At 45.8% G+C, this 20,123-nt stretch carries 22 protein-coding genes and 1 other annotated feature; of the genes, 3 read left to right on the forward strand and 19 right to left on the reverse strand.

Annotated elements, in window-relative coordinates:
• Positions 1–37: 37 nt before the first annotated feature.
• The 7 genes from G9G54_RS08140 to G9G54_RS08170 form a co-directional block, all read right to left on the reverse strand.
• Complete coding sequence (locus G9G54_RS08140; protein WP_013310746.1) at positions 38–631, reverse strand: lysophospholipid acyltransferase family protein; 594 nt, start codon at positions 629–631, stop codon at positions 38–40.
• Positions 628–1,335: a (d)CMP kinase gene (gene cmk, locus G9G54_RS08145; RefSeq protein ID WP_165177241.1), complete on the reverse strand. Its 708-nt coding sequence runs from the start codon at positions 1,333–1,335 to the stop codon at positions 628–630. Before cmk ends, G9G54_RS08140 begins: the two co-directional genes overlap by 4 nt.
• Positions 1,336–1,464: 129 nt before the next feature.
• On the reverse strand, positions 1,465–2,124 hold the full coding sequence (locus G9G54_RS08150) for a flagellar brake protein (protein ID WP_165177242.1): 660 nt from the start codon (positions 2,122–2,124) through the stop codon (positions 1,465–1,467).
• 165 nt (positions 2,125–2,289) lie between these two features.
• A complete protein-coding gene (gene ypeB / locus G9G54_RS08155) occupies positions 2,290–3,675 on the reverse strand; it encodes a germination protein YpeB (protein WP_165177244.1) in 1,386 nt (461 codons plus the stop codon).
• Between the two features lie 265 nt (positions 3,676–3,940).
• Positions 3,941–4,636: a glutamic-type intramembrane protease PrsW gene (prsW, locus tag G9G54_RS08160; RefSeq protein WP_165177245.1), complete on the reverse strand. Its 696-nt coding sequence runs from the start codon at positions 4,634–4,636 to the stop codon at positions 3,941–3,943.
• Between the two features lie 86 nt (positions 4,637–4,722).
• Positions 4,723–5,337, reverse strand: coding sequence for a genetic competence negative regulator (locus G9G54_RS08165; RefSeq protein ID WP_013310751.1), 615 nt, complete (start codon positions 5,335–5,337; stop codon positions 4,723–4,725).
• 197 nt (positions 5,338–5,534) lie between these two features.
• Positions 5,535–5,912 (reverse strand): hypothetical protein, encoded by a 378-nt coding sequence (locus G9G54_RS08170; protein WP_165177247.1) that lies wholly within the window; start codon positions 5,910–5,912, stop codon positions 5,535–5,537.
• 94 nt (positions 5,913–6,006) lie between these two features.
• Here G9G54_RS08170 and G9G54_RS08175 point away from each other — a divergent pair, with 94 nt between their 5' ends.
• Positions 6,007–6,954: a polysaccharide deacetylase family protein gene (locus G9G54_RS08175; RefSeq protein WP_165177249.1), complete on the forward strand. Its 948-nt coding sequence runs from the start codon at positions 6,007–6,009 to the stop codon at positions 6,952–6,954.
• Between the two features lie 105 nt (positions 6,955–7,059).
• On the opposite strand, the gene G9G54_RS08180 is transcribed toward G9G54_RS08175, so the two are convergent.
• Complete coding sequence (locus G9G54_RS08180; protein ID WP_039271029.1) at positions 7,060–7,401, reverse strand: hypothetical protein; 342 nt, start codon at positions 7,399–7,401, stop codon at positions 7,060–7,062.
• Positions 7,398–7,985 carry a type II CAAX endopeptidase family protein gene (locus tag G9G54_RS08185; RefSeq protein WP_061829230.1) on the reverse strand — a complete coding sequence of 196 codons (588 nt, stop codon included), beginning with the start codon at positions 7,983–7,985 and terminating at the stop codon, positions 7,398–7,400. The genes G9G54_RS08180 and G9G54_RS08185 overlap by 4 nt, the downstream gene beginning before the upstream one ends.
• A 185-nt stretch (positions 7,986–8,170) precedes the next feature.
• Positions 8,171–8,419: a binding site (T-box leader), on the forward strand.
• Positions 8,420–8,680: 261 nt separating this feature from the next.
• Here G9G54_RS08185 and serA point away from each other — a divergent pair.
• Positions 8,681–10,273, forward strand: coding sequence for a phosphoglycerate dehydrogenase (serA, locus tag G9G54_RS08190; RefSeq protein ID WP_165177250.1), 1,593 nt, complete (start codon positions 8,681–8,683; stop codon positions 10,271–10,273).
• 222 nt (positions 10,274–10,495) lie between these two features.
• On the opposite strand, the gene G9G54_RS08195 is transcribed toward serA, so the two are convergent.
• The 6 genes from G9G54_RS08195 to G9G54_RS08220 all read right to left on the reverse strand — a co-directional run bounded on the left by G9G54_RS08195 (position 10,496) and on the right by G9G54_RS08220 (position 16,206).
• A complete protein-coding gene (locus G9G54_RS08195; RefSeq protein ID WP_071641423.1) occupies positions 10,496–11,938 on the reverse strand; it encodes an ATP-binding protein in 1,443 nt (480 codons plus the stop codon).
• A gap of 1 nt (position 11,939) precedes the next feature.
• Positions 11,940–12,656 carry a response regulator transcription factor gene (locus tag G9G54_RS08200; RefSeq protein WP_029517311.1) on the reverse strand — a complete coding sequence of 239 codons (717 nt, stop codon included), beginning with the start codon at positions 12,654–12,656 and terminating at the stop codon, positions 11,940–11,942.
• Positions 12,657–12,765: 109 nt separating this feature from the next.
• Complete coding sequence (locus G9G54_RS08205; protein WP_165177252.1) at positions 12,766–13,524, reverse strand: pseudouridine synthase; 759 nt, start codon at positions 13,522–13,524, stop codon at positions 12,766–12,768.
• Positions 13,525–13,602: 78 nt separating this feature from the next.
• A complete protein-coding gene (locus tag G9G54_RS08210) occupies positions 13,603–14,133 on the reverse strand; it encodes a spore maturation protein (protein WP_013310760.1) in 531 nt (176 codons plus the stop codon).
• Positions 14,134–14,140: 7 nt separating this feature from the next.
• Positions 14,141–14,884, reverse strand: coding sequence for a nucleoside recognition domain-containing protein (locus G9G54_RS08215; protein WP_039271021.1), 744 nt, complete (start codon positions 14,882–14,884; stop codon positions 14,141–14,143).
• A 59-nt stretch (positions 14,885–14,943) separates the two neighbouring features.
• Positions 14,944–16,206, reverse strand: a complete 1,263-nt coding sequence (locus tag G9G54_RS08220; protein WP_165177254.1) for a D-alanyl-D-alanine carboxypeptidase family protein — start codon at positions 16,204–16,206, stop codon at positions 14,944–14,946.
• A gap of 207 nt (positions 16,207–16,413) precedes the next feature.
• On the opposite strand from G9G54_RS08220, the gene G9G54_RS08225 reads away from it, so the two are divergent.
• Positions 16,414–17,136 (forward strand): protein-glutamine gamma-glutamyltransferase, encoded by a 723-nt coding sequence (locus G9G54_RS08225; RefSeq protein WP_165177255.1) that lies wholly within the window; start codon positions 16,414–16,416, stop codon positions 17,134–17,136.
• Between the two features lie 92 nt (positions 17,137–17,228).
• Here G9G54_RS08225 and ytfJ read toward each other — a convergent pair whose 3' ends face one another.
• From ytfJ to G9G54_RS08245, 4 genes are all read right to left on the reverse strand, one after another.
• Entirely contained in the window at positions 17,229–17,720 is a 492-nt protein-coding gene (gene ytfJ, locus G9G54_RS08230) for a GerW family sporulation protein (RefSeq protein ID WP_039271014.1), read from the reverse strand.
• 151 nt (positions 17,721–17,871) lie between these two features.
• The gene (locus G9G54_RS08235) at positions 17,872–18,573 is read right to left on the reverse strand and encodes a DUF2953 domain-containing protein (protein ID WP_165177257.1); all 702 of its coding nucleotides are present in this window, start codon (positions 18,571–18,573) and stop codon (positions 17,872–17,874) included.
• Positions 18,574–18,740: 167 nt separating this feature from the next.
• The gene (scpB, locus tag G9G54_RS08240; protein ID WP_013310766.1) at positions 18,741–19,352 is read right to left on the reverse strand and encodes an SMC-Scp complex subunit ScpB; all 612 of its coding nucleotides are present in this window, start codon (positions 19,350–19,352) and stop codon (positions 18,741–18,743) included.
• Entirely contained in the window at positions 19,321–20,115 is a 795-nt protein-coding gene (locus tag G9G54_RS08245) for a segregation and condensation protein A (RefSeq protein WP_029517304.1), read from the reverse strand. The genes scpB and G9G54_RS08245 overlap by 32 nt, the downstream gene beginning before the upstream one ends.
• Positions 20,116–20,123: the final 8 nt, after the last annotated feature.

The following is a 20,123-nucleotide window of genomic DNA, read 5'->3' on the forward strand; positions in this document are numbered from 1 at the left end:
TAGTTTTCCGAGCTTAGACACAATTCATGCAAGCCTTTCAGTTATTCGTAGGCTTACCCGTTTCCTTCATCGTGCGAATACGAGACATAATTGCTTCTGTTGCAAGTTCAAGCGGATCTCCTTCGATATCGGCACCCTTTTGGTAAGCGTCCAAATTGACAGGTTTACCGTATAACACTTTCGTTTTACGGAAAAGCTTGTAATCACCAATAATGGCGACCGGAACGGCAGCCGCTCCACTGCGTAGCGCAAAGCTTGCAGCACCCTTTTTACCGATTCCCCCAGCTCCTCTGGAGCCTTCGGGAAAGATCCCCATAACCTTACCATCACGCAAAATGTTCAATGCCAGCTTAATGGATTCCTTACTTACACCGCCGCGTTTGACTGGAAAAGCTCCCAGTTTCCCAATTAGTGGACCCAGTACAGGAACATTAAACAGCTCGGCTTTTGCCATAAAGTGAACCTTTCGCTTCAGCAAAATACCCACTGTAGGAGGGTCAAGATTACTAATATGATTAGAACACAACAGCACTCCGCCCTCGGCAGGAACATTTTCCCTGCCTACCGCCTCAAGTCTAAACAGAACGCGGTAAATAAGGCGCAAAATACTGGCGCATACAGTATATATCATTGGCTGATCTCTCCATCCTTCTCCGTTAAGCAATAAGATACGATCGTATCAACGACATCCTGAATGCCCATATGGGTCGTATCGAGCACGATGGCGTCCTCACTGCAACGAAGCGGGGATACCTCCCTCTCCTCGTCAAGCTTGTCACGTGCCGCAATGTCACGTTCCAGTTGCTCCAGAGTGATATCATCAGTTTCGCTCAGTTCTTTAAAACGGCGGGAGGCACGTTCCTGAACACTTGCGGTCATGAACACCTTGACTTCCGCATCGGGAAGTACAGTTGTTCCAATATCGCGACCATCCATAACGACACCCTTGCGTGCAGCCATCTCACGCTGGCTTTCAGTCAAACGTGTACGTAAACCAGCAATACTTGAATACTGTGACACGTTGCTAGTCACTTCCATCGAACGGATCACAGTGGTTACATCTTCCCCGTTACAATAAACCTTTTGGCCTGTGGGGTCCGGTACTAATTCAATCACCAGCTCAGGTACATGTTGAAGCACTTTTTGTACATCTTCTGCAGGAATTTCCTTACGCATCATGTACCAGGTTGCTGCTCGGTACATGGCTCCGGTATCTACATATACATAAGAAAGTGCTTTCGCCACCAGGCGGGCCACTGTACTTTTCCCTGCACCAGCAGGTCCATCAATGGCTACATTTATTTTGTTACTTGAAGATACATGTTGCCTTGCCAACAGGGAATTCCTCCTAACCTAACCTCAAGAAAAAAGCAGGCATTGCCTGCGACGTGAAAATTATACCACACATTTATAGGCGATGCAAAATAAGCGACAGGTTTACTAAAAAAGAAAAATTTCGGATGATTAAGATTTCCCCCGGAATTCCAGCTGTCTTTCAAAGCAATATTTAATCAGTTTTTGGCGCTCCTGATCAGCGATTTCCTCATATTTCAGCATAATGAGTTTGCGACCGTTTTCCATCTGCTGAATGCGCACAATTTCAGATTGGAACGGAACATGCTCCTGAGTACCGTTTTTATATGGAACTAAAATCCAGCAAGACAATGATTCTCCTTCTTCAAGATGATGAGTTCCCTGGGTGTGAAAAGAAACACCCCCGCCTCCTACATCATGTGTCTCTGCTACAAATCTGGACTCGTTCGCACCATGCTTTACTGCAATTTCCAAGTTGGCCTTAACCCGAAGAAAGTTGCGGCGCTGAATTTTGCTGATGCTGTCTGGAGCAGGTTTGTGGATACGAACCATCCGGAGGATATCCTCTTTAAAACCCGTAACGTGGGTATTAAAATAATTTTTAATCCCACCCTCGCTCATAAAAAATATAGACAGTTCTTCCCCTAGAAACAATTTTTTCAAATGCCCACTTGTTTGTGACATAGGAATTTCAATTAAAAAGTTCTGTGACTCCTCTTCTGCAATACGAGACTTAAATTCAAAAATCTCGTCCTTATGGTCAGTACCAGCCACTTGTATGTATAACACATCATTAATTTTAGGAAACAAATGATCCACCATCCTTGTCCATTAAAAGCTCTAATTAAGGTATATAATACCACGACTTTATGCCTATATTAAGCATTTTATTTGTTCTATCTATGACTAAAGCACAAAAAACCTCCTTCATGAAGGAGGTTTAGAGTGACTATTGATTCATTTTCATGTAATCAACTACGCATTACTTGCAGTAACCTGAGGTTCATCTGAATCTTTAACCTCTTCAATCGTTTCTTCCATCCCCGTATTGGCGTTAATATATATCCGGTAAACGGAACCATTGATTTTACCACCAAATTCATAACATAGAACTTCATTCGAAAGTTCATTTTCAATTAAGGCTTTACGGTGGTAAGTTTCACGAAACTCAGGATTCAATTTTGCTCGTGCTGCATTCAAATTCAATTTTGCTTGCGGAATGCGGCGGAGATGACTATGCTCATACACATAATCACTGGATTGAAAACCGATCACTTGTCCGTTATCAAGGCCTGATCTGACTGTGATTTTTTCTGGATAGATAATCACGTCCCCTTGTTGGCTCGCAAATGTAATATTAGCTAAATTCCCGCTCTCATCATACGCAACTGGCTTCATTCCTTTGTAACCTTTTTGTTCAAGGTATTCACTAGCATAGCGAATCGCTTCATTACGTGTTGCTTTTTTAGGACCTACTGCCCTCATGTCATGATAAGAAATAAGCTTGCCGCCTTTTTTCGTGAAATCCATACTGGCCACGGGTTGCTTCTTATTTAGCAGGGTAGCTGTATAAGATGCCCATTCCGTTCCTTTACCGTTTTCGTACACACGGATCTGACTTTCCGGTTTTCCTGTAAATTCAGCGGCATTTCGTTTAATTTGTTCTGCATTCACTGCCGGGAGACTCAATTTTTTCACAGAGCGTTTATCATAGATGCTGGCTACAGACGGTCCCCAATCCAGCTCCTTGTAGTTTTCCACCTTTTTGTCCACGGTTTTAAAGCCATCAATAATGGTATTGTCCTTCGGCCCAGTTTGCGAACCTGCCGCCATATCTACATCCATCCATCGCAAATTTTTGCTAAGGACCTTTTGCTGCACTTCCTGCATGTTTTTCGAAATTTCTTTGGAATTGTTATATAGCGTTTTCAGGTTCGAAATTTCTTTCTCGTTTAAAGGCTCGTGATCCAGATCACGGACAGCGGTCTGATACGAAAACGCGGATAGATGTGACAGTAAATCCTTGGCATGATTAAAAGGCATTACATTCAGAGGCAACTGATTAACCTCATTTTGGGCCTCACTTGCAATCCTCCACACGTTCATCAAACATTTGCGGTGCATCGCGTGTGAAGTATTATGGACAGCAACCGCGTTCCCGAGTTGAGAATGCAGCTGATCCATATGAAACGACAAATCGTGAAACGCACGCTGATATTGATTTTCCGCTTTTATCGACATGCTATTTGCCTGAAGAGACACCTCTTTTCTCATCTGGCTTTGCTGATAACCCCACACAAATGCTCCTATCATCATCAGGGTAACCACCGGGAACAATACGGCACTAAGTCGCTTATACATATTGGGAGTCTCCTTTCTTCAAGTACACTACCGATAGTGTGACAAGAAGAATGCTCTCTTATGCATGGTTTTCCATGACTTCAACAATAAACTCACAGTTATCGCAAATGCAGCGTTTAAAGCCGGTCTGAATCTGTCCTTGCTCTATACGTCCTCTCAGCACAAAACGTTCCCCACATCTTTTACAATGAATTCTTACTTTTATACGCAAAAAAAAGACACCTCTTTCTCTAACAGGTTTGTCAGATCAGTGTGTCCCATTTCGTTACATATTAACCTTTTCTTCCCGTTTTAACAAACGAAAAGGAGAACGGTTATTAGCTCGACTGATCTTCGCCATTCCTCCATACCATAGAAATGCCATAAGTGGAATGATAAACCAGATCCAGTCGTGTGAAAATTTCGTTAAAATCAAATCGTATACTCCGTGCCAGAACCATGGAAGCACCAATGACAGCAGCAACATGTATTTGCTCCTCAAGCCCTCTGAAAACTTGGCCTTCCCCATGTAGTAGCCCATCATTACGCCAAACATCGCATGACCGGATACCGGTAGCAATGATCTCATCAGCATCAAGCTAATCGAAGCATGACCCGCCCAGGCATATAACAGATTTTCAACCGTTGCAAATCCGAGTGAGACTGCGGCCGCATACAAAATACCATCATAAGGCTCGTCGAACTCGGTATGATTATAGATGATGTGATACAACAGAAACCATTTAAAAAACTCTTCCACTCCGGCTGAAATGCCGAACACCTGGATTAACGTGTGATCCCCTAGCCAAAGCAGCAGCCCGCGTTGAAAAATCATGACAGGAAGAACCACCAAAAAGCCGAGCAAAAACACTCTAATAACCATGTGCAGTGGCTCCGAATCATACCTGTCCTTCAAGTAAAAATACATCAATAAGGCGAGACCCGGCGCTGTGGCTGCCGCTAAAACCGAAAACAGAAGCACCGATCATCCCTCCATAAAAATGAGTCGGCCCTGCTTTCAGCGCAGAGCCGACAAATTCACTTCGATATCACTTTCGATAAAACGAATCAAGAACGGCTGTCAAAATGAGTGCAGATGACAGCAACTGCCTGCTCAGGAATGACCAGTTTGCCGTACTCTTCCAACATAGCTGGTGTAACGGATGAGCCTTCTCCAAATTCAGCAAGAACCGCGATTAAAGCCGCAAGCTTGGACTCCTCTACTTCTTCTGGTTCCAAGTGCAGAATCCATTTTCCTCTATAATGATACAGCTTACCTGCTTCCGTAGTGTTACTACGAAGCATATGAGCCGCTTCTATGAGTACTTCGAAATCGCTAAACGCGTAAACGATGGAATCGCTATGCTCCAGCGTGACTTCCATTTCGTAGACTTCCTCTGGAAGCTCCTCATCGGGACCCGAACCATACTGTTGATGGTCGTATTTTCCCCGGGTGACGATAACAACCATTCCTTGAGCAGGAAGCGCAAAGACTTCGACAGCTAACGGTCCCGTGGCGTCGAAGCCCAGTTCGCTGTATGCCTGATCCATCATTTCGGTAAACAGCTCATGAACTCTTGGAATTTCTTGCCACATATCGTCTTTTTGAATACCGCGTTCGCTCAAATCGTCAAAGGTAAGGAAAATCCGTATCTTGTCCTGACTTAATCTTTCTATTTTCATACTGGACCCTCCTCCTGGCAGCCGAGTGTTATTAACAGATTATGATGCAATTATGATGCCTGTGATGAAAATGGTTCTATGTAATCATGTTATCATTTTATAATCGTAAATGCACGCAATAAAAAGATAAAAAAAAGAATCATTTGAACGGCTTTTACAAAAAAGCCGCAAAATGATTCGGAATAAAGGTTTCTGGTTTACAATCCCGGTACGGCTGTATGAGTTTCTTTCAAAATTTGCTCGACCTCACGTTTAACATCGGGACTTGTGCTGATGAAGTCTTTAATCAACTTCATATTTTCTTCTTTGTTCTTGGCAGTATGGGCGTTATGAGCGGTTTTATCTGTTTGTGAATGATGGTCTTGATCCTTATGGGTGTCTTCTTTATTGAGCGTTATCTCGCCCATTCCGGGGAATGCCGCGTCCATCATTTTAGTACGGGCTTTCTGCACTAAATTGCCGCTTTTTTTCCCACCCATGTCCATGGATAAGCCCAACATGTCGCGGTTGCGGGAGATCAAAGAGCTTGCTACAGCGCCCAAGACGATTCCCAGGAAAAATGAAGATGTTTTCACAATTAGAACCTCCCTTTGTGGTAGAATCAAGCATAGTGTTCGTCAGTAGTGACAAACTCATACGGTATAAAATACAGGAAGGTGAGATGAAATAATGGGTACAAAAACAGCAGCCATTTTGTTCACAGCATGTCTGCTGCTTAGTGCTTGCACTGCAACCAAGCCGGAATCTGCGGCAACAAGCAACCAGCAGGATTCGGTAGCGTCTGACTCAGGTAACAGCGCCAAAGATCAGAGCAGCGTCTCTTCCCCAAAAAGCAGCAGTAAGCAAGCAGGCAGTGATGATCATAATTCAGCGGGTAAAACCAATGCACAAGCGGGTAAAACCAATGCACAAAATGATAAAACCAGCGAAAGCAACGAAACAGGAGCTGCGACATCTGCAACTACCAATAACAAAATGTATCACTTGAACAAAGCCTACAATGTAATTCCTAACCAACAAGGCACCGAAAAAAAAGTCGTGTTACTGACCTTTGATGATGGTCCTAAGGAAGCAGCCATGATCAACAAAATCATAGATGTACTCGATAAGCACAAAGCGAAAGCGATTTTCTTCGTAAACGGTTACCGTGTAAAAGAGCATCCTGAGTTGCTTAAGCTTATCCATGACCGTGGACAGCCCATCGGCAACCATAGCTGGGATCACATCGTGCTGAAGAATAGATCTGAGCCTGAGGTCAAAAAACAGATTGAATCGGTACAAAAAGTTGTTAATGACATTACAGGACAAGCCCCCGTATTCTTCCGTCCCCCTCATGGTGCCGGCGGAGACGTAGGTCGCAAGGTCGCTAAGGAAAACGGTCTCCTATACATGACATGGTCCGTCGGTTCTCTGGACTGGACAATGAAAAAGAATCAGCCTAATAAAACGGAGGCACTTCTCAAAAACGTAACGGAACAACTTCATCCAGGCAGCAATATTTTGATGCATGAACTGCCATGGACAGCTGAGGCTCTGGACAGTCTATTGATACGCCTCGAGCAAAAGGGTTACCAATTGGTTGATCCTCAAAGCATTGAGGTTCCTGCCAGCAAATAGACACTTGCGTATACTCAGTCTTAACTGTAGATGATGCAATAAAGGCCTCCACTCTCCGCTATTCATGCGGAGATGGAGGCCTTTTTACCGTATCATTTTGCGCCTTTACCAAAGCATTTCACTGATGGGTGGTGCACCCTTGATGCCCCACCACAGTAACGCTGCAGTAATCAGCACAAAAAGAGTACTCAAAAAATTTAAAAACCACTTGCTTACCCGAATACGGCGGGACGGAAACATTTCTGCCCGCGTTCGGTACTCACTGGCAGGAGTATCATCCTCCATCGTCACAGCAACTTCTGGTACAGCGGCAACGTGAGCCAATTCTGGCACGGGCCGTGAAGCACGGGAGCGAACTGGTTTAGATTTGGACCTGTCCTCCTCCTTGCCTTTGCGACCATTTCGACGGCTACCATAGGTCTGCACTCTGCTAAGTTCCTGATTCATTCTTCATACCTCCGAAAACGTAACGCTAAGCCAGATATAAGGTCAATCACAAAATGACAAATGATCGGTGCCCACAGACTACCGGTCTGCACATATATGTAGCCCAATCCATAACTGCTAAGAAAAACCCAGCCAGTGGGAATCCAATGCCGTAAATACCGGATATGAATCACCGCAAACAAAATGCTTGTCCAATAAGGACCAAAGCTGTACTGAATTGCACCTCTGAACAAGAGTTCCTCACAGATAGAGACGATAGCTGCTATACAAATAATATGCCAAACCGGACGATTTTGAAACAGCATTTGGTTAATACCACCGTCATCCATAGCATCCTCAGGCATAATCCGGGATAGCAACAGATCCACAAGTAACATAGCGGCGGCCAATCCCAATCCCCACCATAAGACGTGCAGAGTGTTCGGCAATGCAAATAGTTCTAACACATTTCTTTTCTGAAAAAATATCCAGATTGCGCCAATCAGCAGGGTCAGCCCCTGTGTTAGATACAAATTGTAAAGCAGCAAGCGGTCGTTCAATTCATGAATTTGCGCTCTTTTCCATTTCACTTTAAGCTTTTTCATAGTTAGTTAGTCCTCTGCATAGTCTTCTTTAGCATCATAGCCAAAAAGTCGGGCGGATTCAAGAAGACTTAAATCTTAATTTTCCGCATTCTGTAGCTATATATCTAGACGGCTATCCACACATGTCGCATGTCCTATTGACATGCCCATGTAAGCCATGATACATTATGAAAAAATTATTAGCGACAACAACAATGATGGAGAAAAGGTATTGATTTCGTCCTCAGAGAACCGGTGCTTGGGTGGAAGCCGGTGACGAAGTAACTACTTTCAGCGCTCCTGAGTTATTGCACCGAGGTCTGTGGAATACTTCCCGGCATTAGATGCAATCGGCAGAAAACCGTTATCCTTTCGGTCATTTATGACCGCTGAAGGCAGTCCATTGCGAAATGGCTGCGAATTAGGGTGGTACCACGATAACTCTCGTCCCTTACTATGGAGATAGTATGTGATTCGGGGGTTTTTTTGATGCCCGAAAACCGCAAAGCGCCTCCGCGTAAGACTTTTGATCGTCAGTTTGGTGCATAATACTATTTTATCCCTTTTCTGCGTCAATGCGTTATCACACTAGTATTTTACACCGCTCTCCTGTACTTTTAGAAGCATTTCAAGTTTTTTCATGTTCTTTATGGAATGTATTTCAGTTTGAAGTACATCCTGTCCATAAAAGAAGTTAACTTTGAGGAGGAAACCAAATGTTTAAAGTGTTAGTATCCGATCCGATCAGTGACCTGGGCATCCAGCAACTGATGGATGCAGACGATGTCACGGTAGACAAGAACACAGGTCTCAGCGAGGATGAATTGGTTCAAATTATTGGTGACTATGACGCATTACTCGTTCGAAGCCAAACTCGGGTAACCGAACGCATCATGACGGCAGGGAAGAACCTCAAGGTTGTAGGGCGAGCTGGGGTCGGAGTGGACAACATCGACCTCGAAGCAGCAACACAACGCGGGATTATCGTTATTAACGCTCCTGACGGCAACACGATTACGACTTGTGAGCACACTTTTGCGATGATGATGGCTCTAGCACGTCATATTCCACAGGCATATGCCAAAACCATTGGCGGTACATGGGATCGTAAAACATTTCTCGGTGTCGAACTGCGTAACAAAACACTTGGAGTCCTCGGCATGGGACGTATCGGCAGTGAGGTCGCTAAACGTGCTAAAGCATTTGGCATGAGCATCCTCGGCTATGATCCATTTCTAACGGAAGAACGCGCTGAGAAGCTGGGCATTAAGCTGGCGAGCGTGGACGAAATTATCCGCAACGCAGATTTTATGACCGTACACACACCATTAACACCGGAAACGAAACATATGATTGCTCGTCCACAGTTTGAAGTGATGAAAAAAGGAATGCGTATCATCAACTGTGCCCGGGGCGGAGTTATCGATGAAATGGCTCTTGTTGAAGCCATTGATGAAGGTATCGTTGCCGGTGCAGCCTTTGACGTATTCGAGTCAGAGCCGCCAGCACAGGATCACCCATTCCTGAGTCATTCGAAAATTATCGTCACACCACATCTGGGTGCCTCGACTGTCGAAGCTCAGGAGAATGTAGCTATCGATGTGTCCGAGCAAGTGCTGCATATTTTGCGTGATGAGCCTTTTAAAAATGCGGTCAACATGCCTCCAGTACCATCCAACGTCATGACGCAATTGCAGCCATATTTCTCGCTTGGAGAAAAGCTGGGCAGCTTTGCCGCTCAGATCACGAACCAGGCTGTACGTGAAATTCAGGTAGATTACGCCGGCGATTTGTCCTCTGTGGATACACAGCCGCTGACACGGTATATTTTGAAAGGTGTCCTTAGCCGTCATCTGGGCAGCGATGTGAACATTGTAAACTCTGTACATCTGGCCAAAACACGTGACATCCATCTTGTCGTATCTCAGGCGCCCGCCACCAAGGGTTTTACCAACCTGATTACCGTTACACTCAAGACGCAGAGCGGCGAAGAGCAACGTGTATCTGGCACCCTGCTGGCAGGCTATGGCGAACGTATTGTTCGGTTGAACCAGTTCCCGGTAGACGTGGCACCGGAAGCTCATTTCCTGCTCATCTCCCACAATGATAAACCAGGCATTATCGGTCGTGTCGGCACCTTGCTTGGGGAAAACGGCGTCAATATCGCTTCCATGCAAGTAGGGCGTAAAATTGTCGGCGGTGAAGCCATCATGATCCTGACCGTCGATAAAGCCGTGCCAAAAGACGTACTGATTCAACTCGTTGGTTTGCCAGAACTAAATACTGCCCAAGAAGTAGTGTTAAATTAGTTCCAGACAATATTGAGAAGTCCATGGTTTTATAATAAAGAGAGGCGCCTGGCTACCCAGGCGTCTTTTTCTCTTATACCGTTATCTGTCATGAGAGCAATCATCATGCATGAAACAGGATGTTCCACGTTGAACAAGATAAATGTTGATTTTTCAACAAAAAGCACCCTCTTCCGAGGATGCCTGCAAACCGGGGTATATCAGCTGGGGCTTATAATTCCGTTACAGACCCAGCTTTGTTTTGTTGGAGATGGGCAGCAAAATAGTAAATTCCGTCCCTTCCCCCAATACGCTGGCAGCAGAGACAGAGCCTCCGTGAGCCTCTACAATGTTCTTGACAATAGCAAGTCCCAAACCAGTCCCTTTATCCTCACCACGTACTCTGGCCTTATCTGCCTTGTAGAAGCGGTCGAAAATATAAGGTAGATCCTCGCTGGCAATGCCTACACCTTCATCCTTAATCCGAATACGGATTAACTCATGCCGTTCTCCCAAAATTCGATCCGCCGCAATAGTAACCTTTTTCCCGCCGGGTGTATGTCTGAATGCATTATCCAGCAAGTTGGTCAATACCTGCTCCAGTCGGTCTTCATCTGCCTCAGGCAGCAGTAAACGTTGGCCTTGCTCATGGTAATCGAGTGTCAGTCCCTGTTCCTTTGAACGTACCGTAAATTTACGGTGAACACGCTCGATCAGCTCATTCACATCCACTTCCTGTCGGTGCATGTCTGTATGACCAGCCTCCATTCGGGCCAGATCAAGCAGATCCTTGACTAACCTTCCCATGCGTAATGATTCATCATGGATGACCTGTACCAGCTCCTCGGATTCTTCAGGGGAACCCGCCATGCCATCCAGCAACGCCTCACTGTAGCCCTGCATCATAGATAAAGGTGTACGGATTTCATGAGATACGTTGGCCACAAAATCGCTCCGCATCTTCTCCAGCTTCACTTCTTCCGTAATATCTCTAAGCACAGCTACTGCACCGCGGATTGCATTATCCGTATACAGAGGCGCCATCTGCACCGACCAGGAGCCCTTCTTGACATGGATATAGTCTCCGACATCTTCTCCCCTGTCCATAACAGTATGGAACAGAGACTGCAAAGGCTCAGGTACAGAAGCTCCAAACTCCTCAAGATCACGTTCCTGCCACTCCAGCTTTTTCCAGATATCCAACAGACTTTGTGCCGGTGGATTCGTCAAGATGATTTGTCCGCTTCTGTCAAAGGTGATTACGGCATCAGACATGCTTCGCAGTACGCTGGATAAATGGTTTTTCTCCTCATTCAGACTGCGGATCGTTGCTTCCAGTTCCGTAGACATATGATTAAAAGTTTTCGCCAGTTCTCCAATTTCGTCACTGGTCACCAACGAAAGCCGAGTATCATACCTTCCCTCACGAATCGCATTCGCCGCCTGAATCAACAGCTGCATAGGCTGTGTGATTTTAGTAAAAAGGAATAAGGCAAAAAAGGTCGTCAATAAAAATCCGACAATGCATGTATAGGTGAACAAATGCTTGATTTCCGTCGATTCATACGCCGCAAAATTTCTGTTGATGTACGGCAATAAAAAAAGCCCTAGAAAAATAAGCACAGAGCCTACAAGACAAATGATGGTGATCCACAGCTTGCCTACCAGCGATCTCCAGAAGTTCACGTTATTTTGGAACCTCCAGCTTATAACCTACGCCCCACACGGTCGTAATCATAGCCGCTGCCTCTGGCGATACTTTATTCAGCTTTTCACGAAGCCGTTTCACATGCGTATCCACAGTGCGCAGATCACCAAAAAATTCGTAATTCCAAACGTCTTTCAGCAGTTCCTCACGCGAGAAGACTTTATCTGGCGACACCGCCAAATAGTGCAACAGCTCGTACTCTTTAGGTGTGAGACTGATTTCAATCCCGCCCGCAGTTACCCGGTGCGCATCATGCTCAATGATAAGATTCGGAAAAACAATACTATTGCTTGGTACCGCCTCTTTCGTTAAAAAGGCAGTTTCCGACGAACGGCGTAAAATCGCCTTCACCCGGTAAATGACTTCTCGCGGGCTAAAGGGCTTAACTACATAATCATCGGCTCCGACTTCAAAGCCTTGTACACGGTTCACTTCCTCACCTTTGGCAGTCAGCATAATCACAGGTGTAGCTTTGGTCTGACGCAGCCGTGTACACACCTCAATCCCATCCATCCCCGGAAGCATTACATCCAGTAAAATAATGCTGTAATCGCTTGCAGTCGCTTTTTGGAGGGCAATCTCACCATCCTCAGCTTCGTCAATTGCATATCCTTCTTTTTCCAGATACATCCGCAGAAGGCGGCGAATGCGTTCTTCATCATCTACAATTAATATGCGGTTGCTTTGTTCTGACATATTCCCAGCCCCTTCGCTAAAAAAACCATTCTCTCTATTTTACTATTTTCCCGTGCTTGGTCAAACTTTACTCTCATCCAACAGTCTCTTTACACCAAAAAGGCCGGGGTTATGACCCCCGTCCTGTCCGTTTCTTTTTCGTGTTGTCTGATTTGGCAAGTTGAATGAGACGGTTGATTTCGTCCTTGGTTAAGGGTCTGGTCAGACCGCGCTTCAAGTTTTGTAGCAAAAGATCACCGAAGGCAATTCGCTTGAGTCTGATGACCGGGTGTGAAATGGCCTCAAACATCCGTCTTACCTGGCGATTTCTGCCTTCATAAATGGTAATCTGGATCACAGACTCCTTACCATTCGGATCTACATCTTTATATTCTACCTCGGCTGGTGCAGTAATGCCATCTTCCAGCACGATTCCTTTTTTCAGCTTGTCCAGCTCAGTACCATGCGGAACGCCTTTGACTGTTGCCACATATGTCTTGGGCACATGATGCTTGGGATGGGTGAGCAGATTGGCGAACTCGCCATCATTGGTAAGCAACAGCAGTCCTTCGGTGTCGTAATCGAGACGCCCTACCGGATATACGCGTTCCTTAACGCCTTTCAGATAGTCTGACACGATTTTACGGCCTTCCGGATCGGAAGCACTCGTAATGACTCCTTTAGGTTTGTTCATCATCAGATAGATTTTTTTCTCGGTTTTGATCGGGCGTCCCTTTACCGTAATCATATCTTGATCAGGGTCTGCCTTCGTTCCCAGTTCAGTTACGACAACCCCGTTCACTTCCACGCTGCCCGACTGAATAAGCTCTTCACATTTACGTCTGGAAGCTACACCAGCTTGGGCCAATATTTTCTGCAATCTTTCCATGTTCGCTAATTCACCTCATGCTAATGATACCCATCCATGAGCAAAATCACAACCCCCGTTCAAAAAACGATGCAGAAATTAAAATACAAGCAGGCAAATGGCAATGGCTGCCACAAAACCAACCACATCTGAAAATAGTCCTACCTTCAAAGCATACCGTCCATTGCGGATACCTACCGCACCAAAATATACAGTTAGCACATATAGCGTCGTGTCTGTGCTGCCCTGAATCGTTGAGGCGATCCGACCGATCATGGAATCCGGGCCATAAGTGCGAATTAGATCCGTCGTGAACGCAAGTGAACCGGTGCCCGTCAATGGACGAAGCAAGCCTAAAGGCAGTACCTCACCGGGTACACCCCAGTGTTTAATCCATGGGGTTACCCAGGAGATCAAATAGTCTAAAGCGCCGGATGCTCGAAAAATGCTAATCGCCACCATCATGCCTACGAGATGAGGAATAATGCTGATGGCGGTAGAAAAGCCGTCTTTGGCTCCATCCACAAAAGAATCGTAGACAGGTACCTTTTTAGCATATGCATATAAAGGAATAAAAGCGAGAATAACCGGAATGGCCCAAGTCGATACGAGGTTTATAAAATTAAGCATGCCTCCCTCATCCTTTCCAAGTGGTGTCCCTGCCCTTGGCAGCCGTGATTCCCGTTCGCGGAACGGCAGGTGAAGATACGGGCAGCGTCGTTGAAGAGGCAGCAGATGTTGGTGCTGATGAGGTGAGTGGTGCCAAGGATGTCTGGGACGGCGGAATCGCTGGAGGACGGCGGCGCAATTCTCGACTACGGTACCAACGATCCGCCGCAATAGCAGCAAAGGTGGCTATTGCGGTCGCTACCAGCGTCGTACCGACGATTTCTGCCGGATGTGCGGAATGAAAATTAAGCCGTATCGCGATCAACGTCGTAGGAATAAGCGTAATACTGGCCGTATTCAGGGCGAGCAGCGTACACATGGCTGGTGTGGCGGTTTGCTTATCTGGATTGAGCGTCTGCAACTCTTGCATAGCCTTGATTCCCATCGGTGTGGCTGCATTCCCCAGACCCAGCAAATTGGCGCTCATATTGGACAAAATGTAACCCATAGCGGGATGATTACGCGGAACATCAGGGAAGAGAAAGGCAACCAAAGGAGAAAGCAACTTGGATATTTTCTGTAAGAGCCCGCCATCTTCAGCCAGCCTCATCATGCCCATCCAAAACACCAGCACACTTATCAGTCCAAAGCACACTGTAACCCCCGTAGTTGCCCCGTCAAAAGCTGCTTTCGTCACCACCTCAATATTTCCCTGCGCGGCAGCAAATACAAATCCAATACAAATCAAAGCCACCCATATGAGATGAATCATGGCTGATTCCTCCTTTTCCCAATGATGTGACACGTCCCAGCTCTAATTTCCTGCTTGCCCTAGGCTCCAAACAAATTTTTCAGGATTTCGTTCCATCTGCTCGTCCAACCTTGTTGCTGAGTATTGTTCGCAGGATCTTGTGCAGTTGGAGCCTCTTGCTGTGGGTGTACGGTACTTTGAGCAGGCAGCTTACTACCTTTTTCATACACAGGAACAGAACCGATAAGTTTACCTTCCAATAGGAATTCGACCCGCCCTCGTAAGCCAAAAGATACGTCCGGTCTGTCTGCAGAAGCAGAATTTTTATACAACACCAGTCTTTTGTGCAACTGGGTCTTCTCACCATCATGTAAAGGATAGGCAAAGCTTGTTCCTGTTAATAGTGGGTAACCATCGATAGGTTGCTGCTTGTCCGTAATCGGAATGAGCGGATAATATCGGAATCCGTAATCAAGCATACGTGCATGATCGTTCCAATCGTCCCCGTCATTCAAGGTAACGGCAGCGAGCTGGCGGCCGTCCCGTGTGGCCGAGCTGACCAGACAACGAAACGCTTTTTTGGTAAAGCCTGTTTTCACACCGTCAGCTCCCTCATACAGCCGCAGCATTTTGTTTTTGTTGTGCCATGAGTAGTCCCAAGAATCGTTGGGATTCGGTGCTTTTTTCAGTTCTGTTTTTACGATACGGGCAAAAGTTGGATTATGCAGCGCATAAGCAGTAAGTCGGGCCATATCATTGGCTGAGGAATAATGTCCCTCGGCATCCAGCCCGTGAGGATTAGCAAAATGTGTGTGGCTTAGCCCAAGCTGAACCGCCTTGTCATTCATCAAATGGACAAATCCCTCTTCCGTCCCCCCCACATGCTCAGCAATGGCAGAAGCGGCATCATTACCAGAACGGAGCATTAAGCCGTACAGCATATTTTCCAGCGACATTTGTTCACCCATTTGCAGAAAAAGCGAGGACCCTTCTTTGGCATACGCGGTTGGACTCACCTTTACCCGGTCCTGCAAGCGTCCATGTTCAATGGCCACGATTGCAGTCATAATCTTGGTCAGGCTGGCAATACGTAGCTCCCGGTCACCCTCGGTAGAATAAATGATTCTTCCTGATGTGACATCAATTAAAGAAGCAGCCTGTGCATGGGTTCCTATTGCGGGCGGCGCTGCTTCTGTTTTTATCGCTCCCCGAACGGGCTGTGGACTCAGCAACGTAAGCGGCAATGAAAAAATAAGCAGAAGCACCAGCGGCAAAACAAATGCGCGTGCCTTATTCAAAAAATGGCTGCGGTCCGCGTGAATGTGTTGCTTTTTTTTAAACATTTGGATTCCTCCGGTTTTGAGCAAGTCTTGTACCATTCTATGTCCAAGCTGTTCAAAGTATGTCCACCTTTATAACAGAAAATTCCTTTACGGGACAGCCATTAGCCGCTCTCTTTTTGCTTTCTTTCTGCATAAACCAAGCAACTTGCCCTCCCGAGTACATATATATTAGTTACCAAAGTTAAATATGGATTTGGGGGTTACATCATGCTGCGTCTCCAGTTTGAAATGATTTTAAGATCACGGATTGTAGAGTCCGCAGAAGCATTGCATCGAAGCGGTGTATCCTTTGCCACTTTTGCTACCGCACGTTGCAACCAGCAATTTTGGGATTTAACGGAAAAGGGTGGTTTTCAGATTAAAGCAGGTGTCACTCCGGCAGAGGGGATCAGAGACATTTTTTTAAACGGTCATCAATACGCTTTTGAATGTGCAACAGCTATGGTTATTGTGCTGTACAAAGGAGTGCTGGATTCCATTCTGGAAAGTGAGTTTAATCGGATTTTTGCAGGTATGCTGCTGTATGACTGGCATTATGACAGTGACCTCAGGCTCATACAGCAGCAAGGGAGTCATAAAGCAGCTCCTGGCGATATTCTGTATTTCAACAATCCGGATGTGTCATCTGAAACATTGGAATGGAAAGGAGAAAATGTCGTTAAGCTGAAGGAAGACTTGTTTTATGGACATGGGATTGGCATCTTGCCGGCGAAGGGTATTATCGATTCCCTGAATCAACATCGTCGGCCGGAAGCCACGGTATCTGCTTATTTGACGAATGAAGTGGTCTATCCGGACTTCATCTACTTATCGCAGTTCGCTACCGAAGGAAATCGAAAAAATGAATTGTCGCTGCCTACTTTGTATCACCAGGAATACAGTCACCGTATACATGCTGTCATTGGGGGAAGGCAGTATATTCGGGGATAGGGCCAAGTGTAAGCAAAAAAGAAGGTATTCCTTAGCCTATACTCGGCTTTGGGATACCTTCCTGAGAGAACGCTTTTCATTTCCAATGACTTTTACAAGTAAGCCGGTCCAGAATTACTCTGATCAATATTAATATCTACAGGTACCTGTGGGGGTGGAGTCTGCACGTTGCCGCCTGCATTCCGGAAGATAGACTGAACCTTATCAATCAGGTATGGGGTGGAGTCAATGAGTTTCTCAATCAGATGCGTTTGATTGTCCAATGGAACGATTTGTGCCCCCTGTTTGCCAACAACCAGAAAAGCAATGGGATGAATAGATACACCACCACCGCTACCGCCACCAAAAGGATGACCTTCCTTCCCGCTATGATTACCCGAAGCCGAGGAAGTATGAAGTGCCTCTTCGTCTACGTTAAAATCACTTCCCCCGGCAGCGAAACCAAATCCTACCTTACTGATTGGCAAAATAACGGAACCATCGGGTGTTTCCACCGCGTCTCCTACAATCGTATTCACATCTACCATGGCTTTGATGTTTTCCATTGCGGTTTGCATGAGCCCTTGAATCGGGTGATCTGACATGATTAATTCCTCCTCTGCTTATCTCAAGCGTAGACTGCCTTTTCTTTCGCTATTGTGTGCAGCAGTTCAAGGAAATATGTATGCATCCCCTCGTGCCCACGTGATCTCCGCTTTTTTATGACTACCCTATGTTGGCGCTCATCACTCTACACTATTTATGACGATTCTCAGTTTTCTTTGAAAAAACCCGTTTCCATGCCTCCGGTCCACCCGGAACGCGCCAGATGCGGTAAGATAAGATGGTCATGGAGAAAATTAAATAGCCGAGCGATATTTTTGCTTCACAGTTCAAGGTGGTGGTAAATCGTAGGCGATCCACCCAATAGGGCACAACATACAGCTTGGGGGTACAGTCCATGCGCACAAAGCTGGAAGCAAAACCGATCAAGGTCGTTTTTAATCCCCACAAAATACCGGTTGAGGTCGCTGTATAGGCCGCGTCTGCAAGGCTAATATTGGTAGACCATTCCATTTTGGACATCGTCACATGGGTCAATGTTTGTTTCATCCATCTCTGCAATGATTTTGTACCCTTGAGCAAAACCTGTATATCATATATAAATTGCTTGATTTTTTCTGTATCAATATTACCGCTATCCACGGAGGCATCCGTTTTATGTATGTTTTTGTTGCGATCAAGCCGATAGAGAAGCCCTTTTTTCAAACCTGTTATGAGAATGGCCGGAACATCGTAATTTATTTTAATCATCCCGTATAGAAATCTGATCTCTAGATGCGCCCGATCATCATTGTCATGTTTGGCAATATCCAGCTTCAATCGAATACGAGAGAGCAAAATAGCCAGCACAAGTAATATAACGACGATGATGGCGATACTGATCCATTTCCACACTGGCGAGTCCTCCCTACCTTTTTGCTATAAATATCATGGCAAAAATAGTATGACCGTTCGCCGGAAAATCATGCATCTTAAAATACCAACAGCCAGCCCCTAACTACTTGAGGACTGGCTGTCTATTTGATATTTTACATAAGTGAGCTGCAAGATCCGGATGAACTTTATTGGGATTCAAGATCCAGATCGTTGGCTGCAGGCTGGCTGCTCTCCAGACGCTCGAACAATAATTGAGTCTCTTCCTCCAAATTGTCCGAATCTTCGAACAACTCCGGTTGTGGTAGATCTGCCAAAGAGCCCAGACCGAAATAATCCAAAAATGATTTCGTCGTTCCGTACAATATTGGCCGTCCGATGGCTTCAGCTCGACCTTTCTCTTCAATGAGCTCCTTGTTGACCAGTGTATGTATGGCCCGCTCGGATTTGACACCCCGAATCTCTTCGATTTCAACTCTTGTAATGGGCTGGCGGTAGGCCACAATGGCCAGCGTCTCCAAAGCAGCTTGAGACAGTGAGGCACGTGCCGGAGAGTATGCGAGCTTTTCAAAGTAAGGTGCATGTTCGGATAAAGTTGCAAGCTGATAATGACCGGCAATACGGACAAGTTGCAGGCCTCTTCCTCCCTGCTCCATGTCCTGCTTCATATCTTCCAGGCACTGTTCAACCAGCTCTTGCTGCTGCTCTACAATGTCGGCGATCTGCTTGGTGGACAACCCTTCCTCTCCTGCGAGAAACAGCAGTCCCTCAATAATTGATTTCAGCTTCAGATAATCCATTAACCCGTAAATCCCCTCTCCACTCCATTACAATATCATCGAAAAGCTTCTCCTGATAACAGAAAATTTGTTTCATTTTCATCAGTTCAAGGATAGCCAAAAAGGTCACAACCACTTCATGTCGATACATATCCTCATGCATCAGCTTAGAGAACAGCAGCCGTCCTCCATTCCCCACCATCTCTAAAGCTCCGATAACTTGCCGGATACGGTCCTTGACTGAAATTTCGTCCCGATGAACACGAGTTACCGTCGTACGTCGTTCTGCTTTGCGCAAAGCACGCTGAAAGGCCGCGACCAAATCGCTTGCATGCAGCCCATGTACCGGATTTACGGGTTCAGTAGGCAGGAATGCGCTTAGATCTTCTGGCTCCTTGCCATAAATTAGACTCCGCTCCCACTCACGTTCACTTAGATGGCGAGCAATCCCTTTATATTTACGATACTCCACCAGCTTGCGGACCAGTTCCTCACGTGGATCATAATCCTCTTCCTCATAAAAATCCAAATCGTCATATTCCATCACAGGTGGCTTGGGAAGCAACAATTTACTCTTAATAGATAAGAGCGTCGCCGCCATCACCAGAAACTCGCTCGTAATGTCCAGTTCCAGCTCCTGCATACTGTGCAAAAAAGCCATATACTGATCAGTAATATCGCTAATCGGGATATCCTGAATGTCGATCTCGGCTTTATCAATCAGATGCAACAGTAGATCCAGCGGACCCTCGAATGTTTCCAGCTTGTAATTTACGACTGTCAATGTGCTTC

Origin of the sequence: Paenibacillus sp. EKM212P, assembly GCF_011066115.1 — a bacterium.
In the GTDB taxonomy this organism is placed as follows: domain Bacteria; phylum Bacillota; class Bacilli; order Paenibacillales; family Paenibacillaceae; genus Paenibacillus; species Paenibacillus polymyxa_B.